Origin of the sequence: Luteococcus sp. H91, assembly GCF_038433135.1 — a bacterium.
Lineage (GTDB): Bacteria > Actinomycetota > Actinomycetes > Propionibacteriales > Propionibacteriaceae > Luteococcus.
In genome coordinates, this window is sequence record NZ_JBCDMV010000021.1 from 59,741 (window position 1) to 80,215 (window position 20,475).

Genomic DNA, 20,475 nt, shown 5'->3' on the forward strand with positions numbered 1-20,475 from the left:
CTCACCCCACCGGCGCCGCGAACTGGCTCTGGTAGAGCTCGTGGTAGTGGCCCTTCGCCTCAAGCAGTTCGTGGTGGGTGCCCTGTTCGACGATGGCGCCATTCTCCATCACCAGGATCAGGTCGGCGTCGCGGATGGTGCTCAGTCGGTGGGCGATCACGAAGCTGGTCCGATCCGTGCGCAGCGCGGCCATGGCGTGCTGCACCAGCACCTCGGTGCGGGTGTCGACGGAGCTGGTGGCCTCGTCCAGGATCAGCATCGCCGGGTCGCTGAGGAAGGCGCGGGCGATGGTGATCAGCTGCTTCTCGCCCGCCGAGACATTGGAGCCCTCCTCGTCGATCACCGTGTCGTACCCGTCTGGCAGTGAGTGCACGAAGCGGTCCACATAGGCGGCGGTGGCGGCGGCGATGATCTGCTCCTCGGTGGCGTCGGGCCTGCCGTAGGCGATGTTCTCCCGGATGGTGCCGCCGAACAGCCAGGTGTCCTGCAGCACCATGCCCATCCGGTCGCGCAGCTCGCGTCGGGGCACGGTGGAGATGTCGACGCCGTCCAGCGTGATCCGCCCGCCCTGCAGCTCGTAGAAGCGCATCAGCAGGTTCACCAGGGTGGTCTTGCCGGCTCCGGTGGGGCCGACGATGGCGACGGTCTGGCCCGGCTCGGCCACCAGGTTCAGGTCATTGATCAGTGGCCGATCCGGCAGGTAGCGGAAGTCGACGTGCTCGAAGACCACCCGGCCGGTGGTCGGCAGCGGCAGCTGACCGCTCGCCTCGGCGGACTGCTCCGGTGCGTCGAGCACCTGGAAGACCCGCTCGGCCGACGCGACCCCGGACTGCAACAGGTTGCTCATGCTGGCCACCTGGGTGACCGGCTGGGTGAACATCCGGGAGTACTGGATGAAGGCGGTCACATCGCCCAGTCGCATCGAGCCCGAGGCCACCTTCAGCCCGCCGATCACGGCGATGGCAACGTAGTTCAGGTTCCCGACGAAGAACATCACCGGCATGATGATGCCGCTGATGAACTGCGCCCCGAAGGCGCTCTTGAACAGCCCGTCGTTGTGCTTGGCGAAGACCGCCTCCACCTCTCGCTGGCGGCCGAAGGTCTTGACCAGGGCGTGCCCGGAATAGGCCTCCTCGATGTGCCCGTTGAGCTCACCGGTGGACTTCCACATCTGGGCGAAGAGCTTCTGCGAGCGCTTGCCGATGACGCCGGCCAGCACACCAGAGATCGGGAGGATCAGCAGCGTCACCAGCGCCAGCTGCCAGCTCACCCAGAACATCATCGCCAGCACGCCCATCAGGGTCAGCAGGGCATTGAGCAGCTGGGAGAGGGTCTGCTGCAGCGTCTGGGAGACATTGTCGATGTCATTGGTCACCCGGCTGAGCAGCTCCCCGCGGGGCTGCTTGTCGAAGTAGCTCAGCGGCAGCCGATCCAGCTTGGCGCTGACCTCCTGGCGCATCCGGTAGATGGAGCGCTGCACGGCGCCGTTCAGCAGCCAACCCTGCAGGAAGGCCAGCAGCGCCGACGCGACGAACAGGCCCAGGGCGAGCAGCAGGATCCGGCCCAACCGATCGAAGTCGATCCCCTGGCCCACCACCACGTTCATCTTCTGCACCATGTCCGCCAGGTCGCCCTGGCCCGCGGCGCGCATCTTCTCCAGGATCGCGGCGGTCGGGGTGCCGGCCGGGGCCTGGGCGCCCAGCATCTTGCCCAGCACGCCGGCGAAGATCACGTCGGTGGCCCGGCCCAGGATCTTGGGGCCCACCACATTGGCCAGCACGCCGACGGCGGCCATCGTCATGGTGAGCAGGATCAGGGTGCGCTCGGGACGCAGGTGGCCCAGCAGCCGGCGCAGCGAGACGCCGAAGTTGACCGGCTTCTCCACGGCGGCACCCATCCCCATCGGGCCGTGTTGTCGCCGCCCGCCGCCGTGCTTGGGGCGGGCGGGGGCGGTCTCGTTGTCCACCGCCAGGGCCGCCTGCTGGTCCGCGTTCAGGGTCTCGTCCAGGCCGCGCCGGGGAGTTACGGGGGTGTCGTCGCGTTCGGGCGCGTCGGTCTGCGCGTGCTTGCTCATGCTGCCTCCTCGGCGCTCAGCTGGGAGTCGACGATCTCCGCATAGGTGGGGCAGCTGGCCAGCAGTTCGTCGTGGGTGCCGCGGCCGATGATCCGGCCGTCCTCCAGCACCAGGATCTGGTCGGCCTCCCGGATGGTGGAGACACGCTGGGCAACGATCAGGGTGGCGGCGTCGGCGGTCTGTCGGTTCAGGGCGGCGCGCAGCCGGGCGTCGGTGGCGACGTCCAATGCGCTGAAGGAGTCATCGAAGACGTAGATGCCGGGCTTCTTCACCAGCGCCCGGGCAATCGAGAGCCGCTGCCGTTGGCCGCCGGAGACATTGGTGCCACCCTGGCTGATCTCGGCCTGGAGCTGGCCGTCCATCTCCCGGACGAAGTCCGCGGCCTGTGCGGTCTGCAGCGCCGCCCACAGCTCGTCGTCGGTGGCATCGGGCTTGCCGTAGCGCAGGTTGGAGGCGACGGTGCCGCTGAACAGGTAGGGCTTCTGCGGAACCAGGCCGATCCGCGCCCACAGGGTGTCCGGATCCAGCTCCCGCACGTCGATGCCGTCCACCAGCACCTGGCCGCCGGTGGCGTCGAAGAGCCGGGGGATCAGGTTGACCAGGGTGGACTTGCCGGAGCCGGTGGCGCCGATGATCGCGGTGGTCTGGCCCGGGGCCAGCTCGAAGGAGATCTGGCTCAGCACCGGGGCCTCGGCGCCCGGGTAGCTGAACTCGACGTCGCGCAACTGCAGGACACCCTGGCCGGGCAGGTGCGTGACGCCGTCGACGGGCGGCACGACGGTGCTCTCGGTCTCGAGCACCTCCATGATCCGGCCGGCGCAGACCGCGGCGCGGGGCGCGAAGACCAGCATCATCGTCGCCATCATCACGCTCATCAGGATCTGCATCAGGTAGGTGAGGAAGGCGGTGAGCTGGCCCACCTGGATGTGGCCGTCGGAGATCCGGTGTCCGCCGAACCACATCACGCCCACCGAGCCCAGGTTCATGATCAGCATCACGAAGGGGAACATGGTGGCCATGTGCCGCCCGACGCTGGTGGTGGTGCTGGTCAGATCCGCATTGGTCCGTTCGAAGCGGGCGGCCTCGTGAGGTTCCCGGACGAAGGCGCGCACCACCCGGATGCCGGTGATCTGCTCACGCAGCACCCGGTTGAGGGCGTCGATCCGGGTCTGCTGCACGCCGAAGAGCGGGGTGACCCGCCAGATCAGCAGGCTGACCCCCAGGGCAAGGGCCAGCACCGCGGCGACGATCAGCCAGCTCATCCCGGGATCCTCCCGGACGGCCATGATCACGCCGCCCACCATGGTGATCGGGGCGCTGATCATCATCACGCAGGTCATCAGCACCAGCTGCTGCACCTGCTGCACGTCATTGGTGGTGCGGGTGATCAGTGACGGGGCGCCGAAGTGGTTCAGCTCGCGGGAGCTGAAGCCCAGCACCCGGCCGAAGATGGCGGCGCGCACGTCACGGCCGAACTGCATGGCGGCGCGGGCGCCGAACCAGGTGGCCGCCACCTGCGCCAGCACCTGCACCAGGCTGACGCCCAGCATCCAGCCGCCGTGGGTCCAGATGTAGTGGGTGTCGCCCTTGGCGATGCCCTGGTCGATGATCCGGGCGTTCAGGTTGGGCAGGTAGAGCGAGGCGATGGTGGCCACCAGCTGGAGCAGCAGCACGATGCCGATCAGACCCCAGTAGGGCTTGATGTAGCGATTGATGAGTTTGATCAGCACTCGCTCATTCAAGCGCCTTCAGTGCACCAGCCCCAACTGGAACAAGCCCGTGGACATCTTCTCGGCCAGGTCCACCGTGCGCAGGGAGGGACTGAGCTCCACTCCTTGCACCGTGATGTACTGCTCCTGCTTCACGGCCTTCATCGTCGCGGTGGTGGGATTCTTCACCAGGGTGGAGATCTTGCCGGGGGCGTATTCGGCCGGTTCGTCCTTGCGATCCAGGCTGGCGATCACGATGATGTCCGGGTTCTTGCGCGCGACGTCCTCCCAGGTCACCTCGGCCCACTGCTCCTTGCGGTCCGCGTACATGTTGGTCAGCCCCAGGTGGTCGCTGACGAATTGCGCCGTTCCGGTGCCGCCGGCCACTCGCGGCTCCTCGATCCCGGAGAACCAGAAGACCACCGTGGGCTTGCGACTGGGGGAGGCCTTCACCACCGACGCCAGTCGCTTGTCCAGATCCGTCACCAGATCGGCGCCTCGTTGGGGCACGCCGTGGATCCGCGCCAGGTCATTGATCTCCTGGTAGACCTCCTTCATCTGGAACTTGGTCTTGCGGGCACCCTTGGCCGACGAGTCATTGGGATCCCCGCCAGCCGCGCAGCCGGTGGGCGAGATGTAGCTGGGCACCTTGCGTGCGGCGTACTGCGACGGGCTCCCGGCCCGCTCCTCGGTCAGGGCTTCGGTGAAGGAGGCGGTGACCAGATCGGGCTTCTTGGCCAGCACCGCGGGCATCTTCGGCGTCTCGCGGCTGATCCGGGGCACGGTCTTGTTCACCTTGGCCACCGGGGTCAACACGTCGTCGGTCCAGCCAGCGGTGCCCGCCACCTGAGCCTCCAGCCCGAGCGAGAGCAGGGTCTCCGCCGAGGCCTGGCTGAGCGCCACGGTTCGCTGCGGGGCCCGGTCAAAGCGCAGCTGGCGGCCGCAGTTGGTGATGGTCAACGGGAAGCTGGGCTTCAGCGACGGTTGTGAGCTGGCCGTCGTGGGCAGCGGGTCAGGCGTCGAGGTGGTGGTGGGTCTGCTGGTGCTGCACCCTGCCAGGACGAGGCTGCCGAGCAGGCCCATGGCGGCGCTGACGCGGATGGATCGAAACATCGGGACACGCTCTTTCACTGGTTGCGGAGAGTTCCAATCACGGGGGACTGCAGGCTAACCGTCGGCCGGGTCAGCGCGGCCAACACGGCGCCCGGTGGAACAAGTCGACGCCGATGCCATCGCTCGGGACCTGTCCGTGGTGCAGTGGCAGGTCATCGCCGATGGCATCGGCGTCAAGGATGCGCGCTGGCGCAGCCGGTCAGTGCGGCGGCTCAGTACTGCTGCTGGTCCAGCCCGGTCTGCACCGCGCCGTCCTCATTGCCCAGGTGGTTGCCGTCGCTGTCGCGGCCGTAGGGGCCATCGTCGGGCAGCCCGGATTCGCGGACCCGGTCGGCCTGGCTGTCGTCCTGACGGGGTTCGCCGACGGACTCGACGGGGCTGGGGGCAACATCGTCGCCGGTGGGCTGCAGGTCGAGGTTCTCGGCGCCCCCCATCATCTGGCCCAGCTGGCCGGGATCCTGGTCGGCGTCCGGGGCGAAGCGATTGTTCTCGCTCATGACTTCTCCTTGGCGTGCGGTTGGCGTGCGCGGATCGATCTGCGCCCCACGCTAGAGGTGCCCGGGGGGCGGCGCAGCCCATTACGCGCTTCGCGGAATGGCAGGCGCGACGGATAGGCTGTGCCGGTGAGCCAGAACAACCAGCCCCAGTCCGCCAGCCCCGCCGTCGAGGCCTCCGTCCCCGAGCAGATGCAGGTGCGACGCGACAAGCGCGAGCGGATCCTGGCCGCCGGGCAGCAGGCCTACCCGGCCGACCTGCGCCGCACCCACACGCTGGCGCAGGTGCGCCAGGCGTGGGGCCAGCTGAGCGCCGGTGAGGAGACCAGCGACGAGGTGACCATCGGCGGTCGGGTGGTCTTCATCCGCAACACCGGCAAGCTGGCCTTCGCCACGCTGCAGGACGGCTTCACGCACGAGAACTCCGGCGAGCGGCTGCAGGTGATGCTCAGCCTGGCAGAGGTGGGCGAGGAGGCCCTGGCCGCCTGGAAGGCCGACGTCGACCTGGGTGACTTCGTCTGGGTGCGGGGCCGGGTGATCTGTTCCCGTCGTGGTGAGCTGTCCGTGATGGCCGCCGAGTGGAAGATGGCCTCCAAGGCGCTGCGCCCGCTGCCCACGCTGCACAAGGAACTCTCCGAGGAGGCGCGGGTTCGCCAGCGCTATGCGGATCTGGTGGTGCGCGAGGAGGCTCGGGAAATGGTGCGCACCCGCGCCGCGATCTACCAGGCGATCCGTCGCACGCTCGACGCGCAGGGCTTCCTGGAGGTGGAGACCCCGACGCTGCAGCTGGTGCACGGCGGTGCCGCCGCGCGCCCCTTCAACACCCACCTGAACGCCTTCGACATCGACATGACTCTGCGGATCGCGTTGGAGCTGTACCTCAAGCGCGCCATGGTGGGCGGAGCGGACCGGGTCTACGAGATGGGACGGATCTTCCGCAACGAGGGCATCGACTCCTCGCACTCGGCCGAGTTCTCCATGCTGGAGGCCTACATGAGCTGGGGTGACCAGTTCACCATCGCCGACGTGATCAAGGACGTCGTGATGGCGGCCGCCGAGGCCACCGGCATCCACCAGATCGCCACCGACAAGGGCACCATCGACCTGGACGGCGAGTGGACGTGGCTGAGCTTCTACCCGGGCCTGTCCGAGGCGCTGGGGGAGACGATCACCATCGACACCCCCGCCGAGCGGCTTGTCCAGCTGCTGGAGGAGCGGGAGATCGACCACGACCCGAAATGGTCGGCCGGCAAGCTGGCGATGGAGCTCTTCGGTGAGGTGGTGGAGCCGACGCTGATCAACCCCACCTTCGTCTGCGACTACCCGGCGATCGCCCAGCCGCTGGCCCGCCCGCACCGCAGCGAGCCCGGCCTGGTGGAGGCCTGGGACCTGATCATCGGTGGCATGGAGCGCGGCACCGGCTTCAGCGAGCTGGTGGACCCCGTCGTCCAGCGCGAGGTGCTGACCAAGCAGTCGCTGGCCGCCGCCGCGGGTGATCCCGAGGCGATGCAGCTGGACGAGGACTTCCTGAACGCCCTGGAATTCGGCTGCCCGCCAATGGGCGGCCTGGGCCTGGGCATCGACCGGCTGGTGATGCTGTTCACCAATGCCGGCATCCGGGAGACGATCCTGTTCCCGCTGCTCAAGCCGCAGGGGTGAGCGGGGCCTACTTCCAGAGGGTGGCCAGGCCGAAGGCCGCCATCATCAGCCCCATGCCCACCAGCACATTCCAGTTGCCGAGCTCACGCATGCCGGGGATCCTGTCGCCGGCGATGTAGAAGACCACCAGCCAGGCGACGCCGAGCAGACCGGTGATGGAAAAGGCCCACGGCACCCACGCGGTGCTGCGGGTGGGGGTGTGGCGCTCGCGATCGCGGCGCTTGTCCGCCAGCTCCCGCTTGGCTTCCGCCTTGTGCTTGGCGGCGGCATCTTTCCGGACCTTCGACTCGGGCAAGACCTTCTCCTGGTTGGCGCGCTGACCGGCGGGTGGCCGGTTCACTGCCGGTAGCCTAGTTGACGTGCCCCCGAAAGCCCGATTCCTGCGCCGACTCGCGTCGGTATTGGTGCTCGCCCTGGTGGGGCTGATGATGACGGTCAGCGCCCAGACCAGTGGCGGCCGGGATCTGCGGCCGGATCGCAACGACGACCTGGCGGGGCTGGTGCGCAGCCAGGCGAGGCGCAATGTGGAGCTCGCCGAACGGGTGGCCACGCAGCGTGCCGAGGTGGACGAGCTGACCAGCCGGGCCGGTATCGACGGGGGAGTTGGCCGCCCGCAGCTGGAGGCCGCTGCGGCCGAGGCCGCGATGACACCGGTCCACGGCCCCGCGGTCCGGGTGACCCTGACCGATGCCCCGTTGAGTGTGAAGCCGATCAGCATCGACGAGGACCTGCTGGTGGTGCACCAGCAGGACATCCAGATGGTGGTGAACACGCTGTGGCTGGGCGGCGCGGAGGCGATGACCATCCAGGGGCAGCGGGTGAGCTCGTTGACCGGCATCAAGTGTGTCGGCAATACCGTCGTGCTGCGCGGCGTGCCCTATGCGCCGCCCTATGTGATCACCGCGATCGGAGACCCGCAGCGGCTGAGCGCCACCCTGGCGGGTAGCCGCGATGTGGCGATCTACCGGGAATATGTTGACGCCTACCGGCTGGGGTGGAAGCAGGAGCGACTGGCAAGCGTCACCATGCCGGGGTACTCGGATGCGCTGGATCTCAGGGGCGCCACGGCGCAGCGGTGACCCGGCTGCGTCGGCCAGAATGGTCGCCATGGCCCGCATCCTGGTGATCGACAACTACGACAGCTTCGTCTACAACCTCGTGCAGTACCTGGCGCAGATCGGTGCCGAGGTGGAGGTGTGGCGCAATGACGACGAGCGCTTCCTGGCCGGCGGCAGGTTCACCGACGCCTGGGCCGAGACCTTCGACGGCGTGCTGCTGTCGCCCGGGCCGGGCACGCCCGAGGATGCCGGCGTCTGCATCGACGTGGTGCGCAGCCTGAGCGGCCGGATCCCGATCTTCGGGGTCTGCCTGGGTCTGCAGTCGATGGCGGTGGCCTTCGGCGGCGTCGTGGATCGCGCCCCCGAACTGCTGCACGGCAAGGTGAGCGAGGTCTTCCACAAGCACGACGGCGTCTTCGCGGATCTGCCCAGCCCAATCACCTGCACCCGCTACCACTCGCTGGCGATCCTGCCCGAGACCCTGCCCGACTGCCTGCGGGTGACCGCTCGCACCGCCAATGACGTGATCATGGGCGTGCGGCACCGTGATCACCCGACCGAGAGCGTCCAGTTCCACCCGGAGAGCGTGCTCACCGAGGGCGGCTACCAGATGCTCGGCCGGTGGCTGGCCGAGTGCGGCGATGCCGACGCGGTGCGCCGGGCCGCCGGGCTCACCCCGCTGATGAAGCTGGCCTAGGGGGTCTTCTGCGCCGCCGGCCCGGTGGTGGTCCCGGCCGGCTGGGTGTTGGGCGGGTCGGCCGGTCTGCTGCTGGTCTGGGTTTCGGCCGGTTTGCTGTTGGTCTGGGTTTCGGCCGGTTTGCTGCTGGTCTGGGTTTCGGTCGGCTCGCTGCTGGGGGCCGCGGTGGTGGGTGGCGTGTAGTTTCCGACACCGATCGTCACGGTGCTTCCCCTGCGGGCCTTGCCACCGGCCGGGTCCTGCGAGACCACGATGCCCTTCTGCTTCTCGTCGCTCACCTCGGCCTGGTTCACCTTGACCTTGAAGCCCGCCTGCTTGAGGATGCCGGTGGCGGTCGCCTCGTCCTTGTCGGTGACATTGGGCACCTCCACCTCAGCCGGTGCCTGCGTGGCGGGGGCGGTGGCCTTGGGCGTGTAGTCACCGATCGTGATGGTGATCATCTGGGTGCGGTCGGCCTGTTCGCCCTGCTCCGGGTTCTGGCTCTGCACCTTGCTCTTCTGGGATTCGTCGGAGACGTTGACGTGCTCCACCACGACGTCTTTGAAGCCGGATTGGGCGGCGGCCTTCTTGGCATCCTCCGCGTTCAGCCCGGCCAGGTTCGGCACGGTGGACTGCCCGGTGGCCAGGTAGAGCACCACCTTCTGTTCGGCCGGTACCACGTCGGCACCTGGGGCGGGATTGGAGGTGACCACCTGACCCTTGGTGAAGTCCAGATGCTCCTTCTCCTGATCCTCGCTGGCCTCCTTGGTGGTGATGTACGAAGCGTTGAATCCGGCGTCGGTGAGCGCCTTGCGGGCCTCATCCTCCGTCTTGCCGACGATGCCGGTGGGGATCTTGTTGGTCTGTGGGCCGTCGTTGATGGTGATGGTGACAGTGGAGCCCTTCTTGGCCTTGGTGCCTTGCGGCGGATCCTGTTCCACCACCTGGTCGACGGTGGTGGTGTCCTTCAGGTTGGTGTGCACCGGCTTGGCGCTGAAGCCGGCCGAGGTGAGCTCGCTGGTGGCGGCCTTCTCGGTCTGGCCGTAGACCGACGGCACGGCGGCCATGTTCGGGTCGTCCGGGTTGCGCAGGAAGACGTAGGCGCTGATCCCGCCCAGGGCCAGCAGGGCGGCCAGCAACAGGCCGATGATCCAGCCGATCGCGGAGCGCTTCTTCGGATCCTCCTGGAGCTCGGGCTCGGGCTCGACGAGTGGTTCGTTGGCGCTGGTGGCGGTGGCGACGGGGCTGGCGCTGGCCGCGGATGCGGGGGTGGGCACCACCTCGGTGGCCGCGGTGGAGCTGACGGCGGGGGTGACCGCGACCGGCTCGGGCGGCACCAGGGCCTGCACGGACTGCCCGTTCAGCAACCGCGCGATGTCATCGCGCATCTCCTTGGCGTTCTGGTAGCGGTCCGCCGGGTCCTTCGCCAGCGACTTCAGCACGACGGCGTCCATCTCCGGGGTCAGCTCCGGGTCCAGCGTCGATGGCGGGACCGGGGCCTCACGGACATGCTGGTAGGCGACGCTGACCGGCGAATCCCCGACGAAGGGCGGGCGCCCGCAGAGCAGCTCGTAGAGCAGGCAGCCCGACGAGTAGATGTCGGAGCGGTTGTCCACGGTCTCACCGCGGGCCTGCTCGGGGGAGAGGTACTGGGCGGTGCCGATCACCGCGGCGGTCTGGGTCATGGTGGCCGACGTGTCCGCCACCGCCCGGGCGATGCCGAAGTCCATCACCTTCACCTGACCGGCGGGGGTCAACATCACGTTCGCGGGCTTGATGTCGCGGTGGATGATACCGGCCTTGTGGCTGGTGGTCAGCGCGTCCAGCACACCCTGGGTCCATTCGAAGGCCTTCTCCGGGCGGATCGGGCGATCGGCGCGCAGCAGGTCGCGCAGGGTGTGACCCTCCACCAGTTCCATCACGATGTAGGGAACGGCGACGCCGGTCTTGGCGTCGGGCTCCTCGCCGGTGTCATAGGTGGAGACGATGTTGGGGTGGTTCAGCCCGGCCGCCGACTGGGCCTCGCGGCGGAAGCGGGCCTGGAAGGTGGGGTCGGTGGCCAGATCCACCCGCAGCCGCTTCACGGCGACATCCCGGCCGAGCCTGATGTCCAGCGCGCGCCAGACCTCGGCCATGCCGCCGCGACCAATCACCTGGTCGAGCTTGTAGCGCCCGCCAAGCACCGCATCGTGCTGGGTCATCGGGACTGTCCTTTCGTCAGAACGGCCAGGGTAGGTCGATTCATCTCAGTGCCTCCACCACGGAGGCGAAGACCGGGCCGGCCAGCGCGCCGCCAGCGATGTCGCTGCGCTGCACCTGTGCGTCCTCGATGAAGACGGCGATGGCCACGTCGGGATCCTGCGCAAAGCCGACGAACCAGGCATAGGGCGGGCGCTTGGGATCGGACTGGGCGGTGCCGGTCTTTCCACCCACCGTCACCCCGTTCACCTGCGCGCGTCGTCCGGTGCCGTTCTCCACCACGTGCACCATCATCTGCTGCAGCGCCTTGGCATTCTGCTCGCTCATCGCCCGCTGCAGCTTCTTGCCGTCATTCTTGGTGAGCGTCGAAAGGTCCGGGTTGCGGACCTCCTTGACCAGGTGGGGCTGCATCACCTGGCCGTCGTTGGCGATGCCCGCGGCCACCACCGCCATCTGCAGGGGGGAGGCCGCGACGTCGAACTGCCCGATGGCGCTCATCGCGGTCTGCGGCTTGTCGGGGTTGGCCGGGAAGTGGCTGGTGACCGGGTTCAGGTCGCCCTCCAGGGAGGCGTCGAAGCCGAACTTCTGGGCCTGCTCGCGCAAGGCGTCGGCCCCCAGCTCGATGCCGAGATTGGCGAAGGCGGTATTGCAGGAGACCTGCAGCGCCTTGTCGATGGTGCTGTTGGCGCCGCCGCAATCCACCTCATTGGTCAGCTTGGTGGAGCTCTGCGGCAGGGTCAGCGACGCAGGCGAGGCCACCGTCGAGTCGGCGGTGCGACCCGCCTCCAGTGCGGCGGCGGCGGTGACCAGCTTGAAGGTGGAGCCGGGCGGGTAGATCTCCTTGGTGGCGCGGTTGTTCATCGGCCGGCCGGTCTGGGAGTTCAGCTTCTTCCACGCCGTCTGGGCGGCCTTGAGGTCGGTCGTGGCCAGCTCATTGGGGTCATAGCTGGGCTTGCTGACCAGGGCCTGCACCGCGCCGGTGCGGTAGTTGATCGCGACGACGGCGCCCTTGCGGGTGCCCAGGGCATTGCTGGCGGCCCGCTGCGCCTTGGCGTCCAGGGTGGTCTGCAACGATCCGCCGGCCGGCTTGGAGCCGGTGATGGTGTCCATCAGCCGTTTGAAGAACTGGCTGTCGTCGGTGCCGGAGAGCTGGGTGTTGTAGCTGGATTCCAGCCCGGCCCGGCCGAAGTCGTAGGAGTAGTAGCCGGTCACCGGGGCCCAGAGGCTCCCGTCGGCATAGCTGCGTTTGTACTTGAACCGTCCTGTGTTGGGCTTGGTCTGGGCGATCGGGCTGTTGCCCACCAGGATGGCGCCGCGTTCCATCGCGAACTCCGCGTCGCGGGTGCGACGGTTGCGCGAATCCGCGTCCAGCGACTGGTCCCGGAAGACCGAGAGGTAGCTGGCATTGGCGAGCAGGGAGAAGAACATGATGGCGGCGACGATCGCCACCCGTCGGATCGGACCGTTCATGCCTGCCCCCTGCTGATCGGGATCTGCAAGGTGTCCTCGTTCTCGAAGCTGAGATCGGTGCTGGGCGCGGCGGTGACGCCGGGGCGACGGGCCTGGTGGCTGATCACCAGCAGGATCCCGACGATCACCCAGTTGGAGATCAGCGCGGAACCGCCCTGGCTCATGAAGGGGGTGGTAAGGCCGGTCAGCGGCAGCAGCCGGGTGACGCCGCCAATGATGGCGAAGACCTGCAGGGCGAAGACGAAGCCCAGCCCGCAGGCCAGCAGCTTGCCGAAGGCCTCGTGGGCCGCCAAGGCCATCCGCAGGCTGCGGAAGACGATGATGGCGTAGACCATCACGATCCCCATCAGCCCGATGATGCCCAGTTCTTCACCCAGCGCGCCGGCAATGAAGTCGCTCCAGGCCAGCGGGGTCTGCCCGGGCCGGCCCAGGCCCCAGCCGCGGCCGGTCAGACCGCCCCAGGCGTAACCGAACTGCGCCTGGATCACCTGGTAGTTGGCCTCGTAGTCCTCGAAGGGGTGCAGCCAGGAGCTCACGCGCACCTTGACGTGCCCGGCGAACTGGTAGGCCAGCACGCCGCCGACGGCGATCATCACCAGGCCGAGGATGGCCCAGCCGGCCTTCTCCGTCGCGATGTAGATCATCACCACGAACAGGCCGAAGAAGAGCATCGAGGTGCCCAGGTCATTCTGGAAGACCAGCACCGCCAGGGCCGCGAGCCACATGATGGCGATTGGCCCCAGGTCTCGCAGCCGGGGGAAGTCGATCCCGGCGAAGCGCTTGCCGGCCAGCGCCAGCACCTCGCGATGGTCGGTGAAGTAGCCGGCGAAGGCGATGGCCAGCACCACCTTGGCGATCTCCGCGGGCTGGAAGGAGTAACCGGCCACCCGGATCCAGATCCGTGCGCCGTACTGCGCCACGCCCAGGCCGGGCACCAAGGGCAGCAGGAGCAGCACCAGGCCGGTCAGGAAGAGCAGATAGGGAAAGCGCTGCAGCCGTCGGTGGTCGCGCAGCCAGACCACCACCCCGACGAAGAGCATCATCCCGAGCACGGTCCACATCACCTGGGTGTCGGCCCGGTGCAGGGCCGGCTTCTCCGGCATCGGGATCTGGTCGATTCGGTGGATCATCGCCAAGCCCAGTCCGTTGAGGAGCAGCACGCTGGGCAGGATCAGCGGATCCGCATAGGGCAACTTCCAGCGCACCACCAGGTGCAGCGCCAGACCGAGCCCCACCCAGGTGCCGACCACCACCGGCCAGTTGGCCGGGATGCTGCCGTACAGGTTGAGGTGGGTCAGGGCCCAGCCGCCGAGGCCGAAGCAGAGGGCGAACAGGTCCATGAAGAGTTCCACATTGCGTCGGCGCCGATACACGTAGCGCACGGTGTTCAGGCCGTCGTTCACCTGGGCGCTCATCAGCACTCCTCCAGATCGCTGGGGGCCGATTCGCTGGCGGAGGGGTGGGGGGCGGGCAGGCCCGGGCCCGGGGTGGCCGGATCGGCGCTCAACGTGGGGCCGGGGGTGCCCGACGGGCTTCCGCTGGCTGACGCGGATCCGCCAGGGGCGCTGGGCTGGGTGTTGGCGCTGGCGCGCTTGCGGATGCAGGCGTCGGCGCGGGTGCGTAGCTGGGCGACAGTGGTGTGCGCGGCGTCCAGGTTGGATACCGGGATGGTGGTGCGCACCTGCTGCTGGAAGAAGACCGGCAGGTCACCGACCCGCACCGTGGACGGTTCGGCCACCTCGCTCAGCGGTACGCCGAGGATCTCGCCGGGCACGCCGCGGAAGATCGCCACCTGCTCGTCCTGGGTGCCGACGAAGTACTGGGTGCGGCTGTAGTGCCAGGCGCCATAGCCTCCACCGCCGAGCACCAGCGCGATGCCGGCCACCAGGGCAAGCCCGGTCACCAGCGGTCCACGGCGGCCGCCCTTGGGCGCGTAGCGGGTGGCCTCGGCCTCGCTCAGGACCCGCCGGTCGGGTTCCTCGACGACGCGTTCGCCGGTGGCGTGCGGCTCCGGGGTGAGGTCGGATTCGTCCAACACCAGCCCCACCAGGGTGTGCTCCTCGATCTCCGGCACCTCGCCGTCCAGTGCGGCACCCACGATGACGGGTTCCAGCGCGGCCAGCGCCTCGCTGTGCGGCAGCACGTCGGCCAACAGCACGGTGATGTTGTCGGCGCCGCCGCCGCGGTGGGCGGCGGCCACCAGTTGGGCCATGGCATCGTCCAGATCGGTGCTCTGCAGCATGATCTGCCGGATCACCTCGTCGGGCACGAAGCCGCACAGGCCGTCGGAGCAGAACAGCAGCCGGTCGTCCGGCATCAGCTCCACCCGGTCCAGGTCGGGCTCGTGGACGCCCTGGCCGTTGAGCACCTTCAACAGCAGGGAGCGGTGCGGGTGGACAGCGGCCTCGTCCAGGCTGATCTTGCCCTCGTCCACCAGCGACTGCACCCAGGAGTGGTCATGGGTGAGCCGGTGCAGCACCCCGTCGCGCAGCAGGTAGCCCCGAGAGTCACCGATGTGCACCATGCCCAGGTCGGTGCCGGTGAACAGGGCACCGCAGACAGTGGTGCCCATTCCGTCCAGCGCCGGATCGGCCTGCACCAGGTCGGCGATGCTGTGGTTGGCGCGGCTCAGCGCCCCGGCCAGCACCTCGGCGGTCTGGTCGAGCTCGTAGTGGGCGTCGGACTTCAGGATCTCCCGGATGGCGACGGTGGAGGCCAGGTCACCCGCCGCGGCGCCCCCCATCCCGTCGGCCACCATCAGCATGGTGGGCGACGCGTATCCGGAGTCCTGGTTGTTGCGACGCACCAGGCCGACTTCGGAGTGGGCCCGGAAGTCGAGCGAGAAGGTCATGTCAGGGCTCCAGCCTGAGCTGTGTCCGCCCGATCCGGATCAGGTCGCCGGGGCCCACCCGGGTCGGCTGGGTGAGTTTGACGGCATTCACGTAGGTGCCATTGGTGCTGTTCAGGTCTTCCAGCACCCAGGAGCCGTCGGCATCGGGGCGCAGGATGGCGTGCCGGGAGGAGGAGAAGTCGTCGTCGATGATGATGGTTGAGCTGGGGGCGCGGCCCAGGCCCATCACGCCTTCCAGCGGGCAGACGGTGCCCTTGCTGCGGCCCTCGGTGATCACCAGTTGGCGCGCGATCTCATTCCTGGGTTCCACGGCGGCGGGCTGGGCGGCGGCGGCCTTGTTCCGGCCGAAACGACGTCGACCGCCCCCAGCGGTGCCTGCGGAGGGTCGTTCACCGAAGATGTCGGTGCGGATCACTCCGGCGGCCAGGGCAATGAAGACCCAGATCAGGGCCAGGAAGCCGAGTCTCAGGGCGGCGGCAAGGAATTCTGGCAAGGGTCACGCCCCAACCGGGGAGTGCACCAGCATCCGGGTGGAGCCGATCTCGATCCGGGACCCGTCGTCCAGCTGGGCCTGGGCCACCTTGGAGCCGTTGACGATGATCCCGTTGGTGGAGCCCAGATCCTCGATGCTGATCTGGATGTCGTCACCGGTGCCGCGGACGTGGATCTGGGCGTGCCTACGGGAGACGCCCGGGTCATTGATCCGCAGGTCGGCCTCCGAACCGCGGCCGATCAGCAGGCCGGGGGCGGTCAGCGGGTGACGCACACCGTTGACCTCAAGCACGAGGGTGGAACGGCGGATCATGGTGGTGGACGCGGGCCCGTCGGCCTGCTGGATGCCGGCGACGGCGGCGCTGCTGACCGTGAACCGGCCGGTGGGCAGTTGCGGGGCCAGCTCGTAGGCAATGGAGATCGGGCCGTTGAAGACGTAGTGCCGTTCGGCGGCGTGCTCGCGCAGCTCGGGGACGATCTCGCTGGTCAGGGTTTTGGAATAGGGCACCAGATGGTCGTAGTCGTGCTGACTGAGCTGCACCGTGAACTCATTGGGCACCAGGCGCTTGTCGCGGCTGAGCAACTTCGCCTCGGCATCCAGCTCGCGCTGCAACCGGGCGGCAATCTCCACCGGCTGCACGTCGCCCTTGAAGGCGCGCGCGAACACACCATTGACGGCACCCTCGATCTTGTTCTCGAACCGATCGAACAGTCCCATCTGCCCTCCTTGGGTCAAGTTCACGCATCTGTCACGTCTGGCTCGATCGATCCTACCGGGGTTGGGCTGAAGCCCCTACATCCGTGGGTCTGAACGGGATGTCGGACCACGGAGGTAGAGGCATCAGCCCGTTGGGCCAGTCAGCCCAGCAGCTCCTTCAGGCGCTGCCCGGCCGGGGCCGGGGTGAAGCCGGCGGCGACGATCTTGTCCAGCTTCAACGCGCTGTGCGTCGGGCGGGGGCTGATCTTCTTGCCGGCGGCGTACTCCTCGGTGGTGACCGGGGTCACGTCCTCGGCGGACTTGCCGCACATCTCGAAGACCTGCTTGGCGATGTCCGCCCAGGACTGCACCTCGCCGGTGTTGGTGAGGTTGTAGGTGCCCGGGGCGGCCTCGGAGTCCAGCAGGTGCACGATGCCAGCGGCAAGATCCTGCGTGAACGTCAGGCGGCCGTGCTGGTCGGCGACGACGGTGGGCTTGACGCCCTTGCTCGCCAGGTCCGCCATGATGCCGACGAAGTTCTTGCCGCCACCGATCACCCAGCTGGTGCGCACGATGTAGTGTCGCGGCAGCGTGGCCACCAACGCGTCGCCGGCGGCCTTGGTCTGGCCGTACACGCCGAGCGGGCTGAAGGCCTCGTCCTCGTCGTGCTCCACGACGGTGCCGTCGAAGACATAGTCCGACGACACGTGCACCAGGCGCATGCGACGCTCACGCGCCACCTCCACCAGGTTCTGCACGGCGTGCACATTGGCGGCCCAGCAGTCCTTGCGGCCCTCGTCGGTCTCGGCGAGGTCCACGGCGGTGTAGGCGGCGGCATTGATGATGGTGCCGATGCCATTCCAGTTGTACGCCTGCACGGCCTCGCGGTCGCTCAGGTCCAGCTCATCACGGTCGATGCCGGTCGCGTCCGGGAGGAGCGCCATCAGCGACTGGCCCAGCTGGCCCTTGGCACCCAGCACCACGGTGCGGGCGGGCTTCATCGGGACGACGTCGCCCAGCCGCGGGTGCTGCTTGTCCGCATCGCTGATCTCGGCCTGGTCCAACGGGATCGGCCACTGGATGGCGGCGGTCTCGTCGGCCAGGTTGAGGTAGGTGTACTGGCTGCGGGCCTCGGGGCTCCAGTGGTCGTTGACCAGGTAGGTGTAGGCGGTGCCGTCCTCCAAGGCCTGGTAACCATTGGCCACGCCGCGCGGCACGAAGACCGCCGTCTCCGGGCCCATCTCGAGGGAGAACTTGGCGCCGAAGGAGTCACCCTCGCGCAGGTCCACCCACGCGCCCATGATGCGTCCCGTCGCCAGGGACACGTACTTGTCCCACGGCTCGGCGTGCAGGCCGCGCGTCGCACCCTTGGAGGTGTTGAAGCTCATGTTGTTCTGCACCGGACCGAAGTCCGGCAGGCCCAGCTTGAGCATCTTCTCCCGCTGCCAGTTCTCCTTGAACCAGCCCCGGTTGTCACCGGGCATCGGCAGCGTCAGGACGAGCATCCCCGGGATCGGGGTGGTACGAACCTCGAGCTCAGCCATTCACTGACCAGCCTTCGCGTACTTGGCCTCGGTGGCCTCCTTCATGGGGCGCCACCACGCCTCATTGGCCTGGTACCAGTCGATGGTGGCCTGCAGGCCGCTCTCGAAGTCCTTGTACTGCGGCTGCCAGCCCAGCTCGTCGACCAACTTGGTGTTGTCGATGGCGTAGCGCATGTCGTGGCCCGGGCGGTCGTTGACGTGGTCGAAGTCCATCTCGTTCTTGCCCATCATCTTGAGGATGAGCTTGATGACCTCGAGGTTGTTCTTCTCGCCGTTGGCGCCGATCAGGTAGGTCTCGCCATTGCGGCCGGAGTTGATGATCTCCAGCACGGCCGAGTTGTGGTCGTCGACGTGGATCCAGTCGCGCACGTTCTCGCCGGCGCCGTAGAGCTTGGGACGGATGCCGCAGATCACATTGGTGATCTGGCGCGGAATGAACTTCTCGACGTGCTGGTAGGGCCCGTAGTTGTTGGAGCAGTTGCTCAGCGTCGCGGTGATCCCGAAGCTGCGCACCCACGCGCGCACCAACAGGTCGCTGCCGGCCTTGGTGGAGGAGTACGGGCTGGACGGGTTGTACGGCGTGTTCTCCGTGAACTTGGCCGGATCGTCCAGCTCCAGGTCTCCATAGACCTCGTCGGTGCTGATGTGGTGGAAACGCTTGCCGTGCTTGCGCACCGCCTCCAGCAGCGTGAAGGTGCCGATCAGGTTGGTCTTGATGAACGGCGACGGATCGTTCAGTGAATTGTCGTTGTGGGACTCGGCGGCGAAGTGCACGACGATGTCGCTGGCCCCGACCAGCTTGTCGACGAGCGCAGCGTCGCAGATGTCACCCTCCACCAGCTCGAAACGATCGGCTGGGAGCCCGTCCAATGACGAGCGGTTTCCTGCGTAGGTAAGGGCATCGATGACGGTTACGGAATGGTCGGAGTTTGCCAGCAGGTACCGCACAAAGTTGCTGCCGATGAACCCCGCTCCACCGGTACACAAAATGTTGGACATGGCTGGCAGCCTACCGGCAGTGGTGATTTTGTGGTCCGGCGTGGACAGCAGCCGTGACACGCTGTGGATGCCAGACTGGGCCCATGTACGGAATCATTCTCGCCGGGGGGTCCGGGACTCGACTCCATCCCATCACGATGGCCAACAGCAAGCAGCTGGTGCCCGTCTACGACAAGCCGATGATCTACTACCCGTTGTCCACGCTGATCTTCGCGGGCATCCGGGACATCCTGATCATCACCACGCCGCACGAGGCCGACGGCTTCAAGCGCCTGCTGGGCGACGGTTCGCAGTTCGGGGTGAACCTCAGCTACGCCGTCCAGCCCGAACCCAAGGGCCTGGCCCAGGCCTTCACCATCGGCGAGGACTTCGCCAAGGGGCAGAAGGTCTGCCTGGTGCTGGGCGACAACATCTTCTACGGCTCCGGTCTTGGCACCCGCCTGAACCGCTTTGCCGACATCGACGGTGCCGCCGTCTTTGCCTACTGGGTTGCACATCCCGAGGCCTACGGCGTCGTCGAGTTCGACGAGAACCAGATGGCGCTCTCCCTGGAGGAGAAGCCCAAGCAGCCCAAGAGCCACTACGCCGTGCCCGGCCTGTACTTCTACGACGAGGACGTCATCGAGATCGCCAAGTCGCTCAAGCCCTCGGCCCGCGGTGAGTACGAGATCACCGACGTCAACCGTGTCTACCTGGAGCGTCAGAAGCTGCAGGTGGAGGTGCTGCCCCGCGGCACCGCCTGGCTCGACACCGGCACCTTCGACTCGCTCAACGACGCCGGCAACTTCGTCCGCACCATCCAGGCCCGGCAGGGTCTGCAGGTCGGATGTCCCGAGGAGGCCGCCTGGCGCCTGGGCTTCCTCAGCGACGACGACCTGCGCCAGCGCGGCGAGAAGCTCGCCAAGTCTGGCTACGGTGACTACCTGGTCGGCCTGCTGGACAACCGCTGAACATCTGCTGAATGGTGACATCCCACAGGTGAACAGCAAGCCTTCAGAATGCTGCCCCAGCGTGAGAGTTGGGGCAGCTTTCTATGTTTCCAGGGTGTTCACCAGCGAGTGCGCGGCGCGGGTCAGATAATCCCTCAGCGCCGCGTCGTGCTCCGGCTGGAGCTGCAATTCGTCCAGGCTGGTCAGCATGTAGCGCAGCCAGGTGTCGCGCTCGATCGGCGTGATCCGGAAGACGTTGTGCCGCAGACGCAGTCGCGGGTGGCCCCGGTTCTCCTGGTAGGTCTTGGGGCCGCCCCAGTACTGCTCCAGGAAGGTGCGCAGCCGATCCTCGGCCGGGCCCAGGTCTTCCTCCGGGTAGAGCGCGCGGAACTCCGGGTCGTCGGCCACCTGCTCATAGAAGCGCCGGACCAGCCGCTCGAAGGTTTCGTGCCCGCCGACGGCCTCGTAGAAGTTCTCGCTCATGCAGCCATTCTGGTCAGACTTTTCGCCG

General features: G+C 67.8%; 18 protein-coding genes. 4 read left to right on the forward strand and 14 right to left on the reverse strand.

The genetic code is table 11. The features are described from left to right. Nucleotide 1 precedes the first annotated feature (1 nt). The 4 genes from AAEX57_RS11620 to AAEX57_RS11635 all read right to left on the reverse strand — a co-directional run bounded on the left by AAEX57_RS11620 (nt 2) and on the right by AAEX57_RS11635 (nt 5,393). A complete protein-coding gene (locus tag AAEX57_RS11620; RefSeq protein WP_342092295.1) occupies nt 2-2,074 on the reverse strand; it encodes an ABC transporter ATP-binding protein in 2,073 nt (690 codons plus the stop codon). After that, nucleotides 2,071-3,804 (reverse strand): ABC transporter ATP-binding protein, encoded by a 1,734-nt coding sequence (locus AAEX57_RS11625; RefSeq protein WP_342092296.1) that lies wholly within the window; start codon nt 3,802-3,804, stop codon nt 2,071-2,073. The genes AAEX57_RS11620 and AAEX57_RS11625 overlap by 4 nt, the downstream gene beginning before the upstream one ends. A gap of 18 nt (nt 3,805-3,822) precedes the next feature. Then, nucleotides 3,823-4,896: an ABC transporter substrate-binding protein gene (locus AAEX57_RS11630; RefSeq protein WP_342092297.1), complete on the reverse strand. Its 1,074-nt coding sequence runs from the start codon at nt 4,894-4,896 to the stop codon at nt 3,823-3,825. Between the two features lie 212 nt (nt 4,897-5,108). After that, nucleotides 5,109-5,393 carry a hypothetical protein gene (locus tag AAEX57_RS11635; protein WP_342092298.1) on the reverse strand — a complete coding sequence of 95 codons (285 nt, stop codon included), beginning with the start codon at nt 5,391-5,393 and terminating at the stop codon, nt 5,109-5,111. A 189-nt stretch (nt 5,394-5,582) separates the two neighbouring features. Here AAEX57_RS11635 and lysS point away from each other — a divergent pair, with 189 nt between their 5' ends. After that, entirely contained in the window at nt 5,583-7,049 is a 1,467-nt protein-coding gene (gene lysS / locus AAEX57_RS11640; RefSeq protein WP_342092342.1) for a lysine--tRNA ligase, read from the forward strand. Between the two features lie 7 nt (nt 7,050-7,056). Here the strand turns inward: lysS and AAEX57_RS11645 are convergent, their stop codons facing one another. Further along, nucleotides 7,057-7,344: a cell division protein CrgA gene (locus AAEX57_RS11645; protein ID WP_342092343.1), complete on the reverse strand. Its 288-nt coding sequence runs from the start codon at nt 7,342-7,344 to the stop codon at nt 7,057-7,059. A 64-nt stretch (nt 7,345-7,408) separates the two neighbouring features. Between AAEX57_RS11645 and AAEX57_RS11650 the strand changes: the two genes are divergently transcribed. Both AAEX57_RS11650 and AAEX57_RS11655 read left to right on the forward strand, forming a co-directional pair. Beyond that, entirely contained in the window at nt 7,409-8,128 is a 720-nt protein-coding gene (locus AAEX57_RS11650) for a DUF881 domain-containing protein (protein ID WP_342092299.1), read from the forward strand. A 28-nt stretch (nt 8,129-8,156) separates the two neighbouring features. After that, a complete protein-coding gene (locus AAEX57_RS11655; RefSeq protein WP_342092300.1) occupies nt 8,157-8,804 on the forward strand; it encodes an aminodeoxychorismate/anthranilate synthase component II in 648 nt (215 codons plus the stop codon). Here AAEX57_RS11655 and pknB read toward each other — a convergent pair. The 8 genes from pknB to rfbB all read right to left on the reverse strand — a co-directional run bounded on the left by pknB (nt 8,801) and on the right by rfbB (nt 19,035). Then, nucleotides 8,801-10,984 carry a Stk1 family PASTA domain-containing Ser/Thr kinase gene (gene pknB, locus AAEX57_RS11660; RefSeq protein ID WP_342092301.1) on the reverse strand — a complete coding sequence of 728 codons (2,184 nt, stop codon included), beginning with the start codon at nt 10,982-10,984 and terminating at the stop codon, nt 8,801-8,803. The genes AAEX57_RS11655 and pknB overlap by 4 nt on opposite strands. A gap of 40 nt (nt 10,985-11,024) precedes the next feature. Further along, complete coding sequence (locus tag AAEX57_RS11665; RefSeq protein WP_342092302.1) at nt 11,025-12,452, reverse strand: peptidoglycan D,D-transpeptidase FtsI family protein; 1,428 nt, start codon at nt 12,450-12,452, stop codon at nt 11,025-11,027. After that, nucleotides 12,449-13,867, reverse strand: a complete 1,419-nt coding sequence (locus AAEX57_RS11670; RefSeq protein WP_446721142.1) for an FtsW/RodA/SpoVE family cell cycle protein — start codon at nt 13,865-13,867, stop codon at nt 12,449-12,451. The genes AAEX57_RS11665 and AAEX57_RS11670 overlap by 4 nt, the downstream gene beginning before the upstream one ends. Continuing rightward, nucleotides 13,867-15,303 carry a PP2C family protein-serine/threonine phosphatase gene (locus AAEX57_RS11675; protein ID WP_342092304.1) on the reverse strand — a complete coding sequence of 479 codons (1,437 nt, stop codon included), beginning with the start codon at nt 15,301-15,303 and terminating at the stop codon, nt 13,867-13,869. The genes AAEX57_RS11670 and AAEX57_RS11675 overlap by 1 nt, the downstream gene beginning before the upstream one ends. A gap of 1 nt (nt 15,304) precedes the next feature. Then, nucleotides 15,305-15,796 (reverse strand): FHA domain-containing protein FhaB/FipA, encoded by a 492-nt coding sequence (locus AAEX57_RS11680; RefSeq protein ID WP_342092305.1) that lies wholly within the window; start codon nt 15,794-15,796, stop codon nt 15,305-15,307. Between the two features lie 3 nt (nt 15,797-15,799). Next, nucleotides 15,800-16,513 carry a DUF3662 and FHA domain-containing protein gene (locus AAEX57_RS11685; RefSeq protein WP_342092306.1) on the reverse strand — a complete coding sequence of 238 codons (714 nt, stop codon included), beginning with the start codon at nt 16,511-16,513 and terminating at the stop codon, nt 15,800-15,802. 140 nt (nt 16,514-16,653) lie between these two features. Next, nucleotides 16,654-18,036: a bifunctional dTDP-4-dehydrorhamnose 3,5-epimerase family protein/NAD(P)-dependent oxidoreductase gene (locus AAEX57_RS11690; protein ID WP_342092307.1), complete on the reverse strand. Its 1,383-nt coding sequence runs from the start codon at nt 18,034-18,036 to the stop codon at nt 16,654-16,656. Then, a complete protein-coding gene (gene rfbB, locus AAEX57_RS11695; RefSeq protein ID WP_342092308.1) occupies nt 18,037-19,035 on the reverse strand; it encodes a dTDP-glucose 4,6-dehydratase in 999 nt (332 codons plus the stop codon). A gap of 83 nt (nt 19,036-19,118) precedes the next feature. On the opposite strand from rfbB, the gene rfbA reads away from it, so the two are divergent. Beyond that, nucleotides 19,119-19,985: a glucose-1-phosphate thymidylyltransferase RfbA gene (gene rfbA / locus AAEX57_RS11700; protein WP_342092309.1), complete on the forward strand. Its 867-nt coding sequence runs from the start codon at nt 19,119-19,121 to the stop codon at nt 19,983-19,985. Between the two features lie 81 nt (nt 19,986-20,066). On the opposite strand, the gene AAEX57_RS11705 is transcribed toward rfbA, so the two are convergent. Further along, nucleotides 20,067-20,447 (reverse strand): globin, encoded by a 381-nt coding sequence (locus AAEX57_RS11705; protein ID WP_342092310.1) that lies wholly within the window; start codon nt 20,445-20,447, stop codon nt 20,067-20,069. Nucleotides 20,448-20,475 lie beyond the last annotated feature (28 nt).

Excerpts from the sequence above, each read along its gene's own strand:
- AAEX57_RS11705 (WP_342092310.1), bottom strand. The coding sequence starts at position 20,447 with ATGAGCGAGAACTTCTACGAGGCCGTCGGCGGGCACGAAACCTTCGAG.
- AAEX57_RS11620 (WP_342092295.1), bottom strand. The coding sequence starts at position 2,074 with ATGAGCAAGCACGCGCAGACCGACGCGCCCGAACGCGACGACACCCCC.
- rfbB (WP_342092308.1), bottom strand. The coding sequence starts at position 19,035 with ATGTCCAACATTTTGTGTACCGGTGGAGCGGGGTTCATCGGCAGCAAC.
- AAEX57_RS11635 (WP_342092298.1), bottom strand. The coding sequence starts at position 5,393 with ATGAGCGAGAACAATCGCTTCGCCCCGGACGCCGACCAGGATCCCGGC.
- pknB (WP_342092301.1), bottom strand. The coding sequence starts at position 10,984 with ATGACCCAGCACGATGCGGTGCTTGGCGGGCGCTACAAGCTCGACCAG.
- rfbA (WP_342092309.1), top strand. The coding sequence starts at position 19,119 with ATGTACGGAATCATTCTCGCCGGGGGGTCCGGGACTCGACTCCATCCC.
- AAEX57_RS11675 (WP_342092304.1), bottom strand. The coding sequence starts at position 15,303 with ATGACCTTCTCGCTCGACTTCCGGGCCCACTCCGAAGTCGGCCTGGTG.
- AAEX57_RS11685 (WP_342092306.1), bottom strand. The coding sequence starts at position 16,513 with ATGGGACTGTTCGATCGGTTCGAGAACAAGATCGAGGGTGCCGTCAAT.
- AAEX57_RS11630 (WP_342092297.1), bottom strand. The coding sequence starts at position 4,896 with ATGTTTCGATCCATCCGCGTCAGCGCCGCCATGGGCCTGCTCGGCAGC.
- AAEX57_RS11670 (WP_446721142.1), bottom strand. The coding sequence starts at position 13,867 with ATGAGCGCCCAGGTGAACGACGGCCTGAACACCGTGCGCTACGTGTAT.
- lysS (WP_342092342.1), top strand. The coding sequence starts at position 5,583 with ATGCAGGTGCGACGCGACAAGCGCGAGCGGATCCTGGCCGCCGGGCAG.
- AAEX57_RS11665 (WP_342092302.1), bottom strand. The coding sequence starts at position 12,452 with ATGAACGGTCCGATCCGACGGGTGGCGATCGTCGCCGCCATCATGTTC.
- AAEX57_RS11690 (WP_342092307.1), bottom strand. The coding sequence starts at position 18,036 with ATGGCTGAGCTCGAGGTTCGTACCACCCCGATCCCGGGGATGCTCGTC.
- AAEX57_RS11655 (WP_342092300.1), top strand. The coding sequence starts at position 8,157 with ATGGCCCGCATCCTGGTGATCGACAACTACGACAGCTTCGTCTACAAC.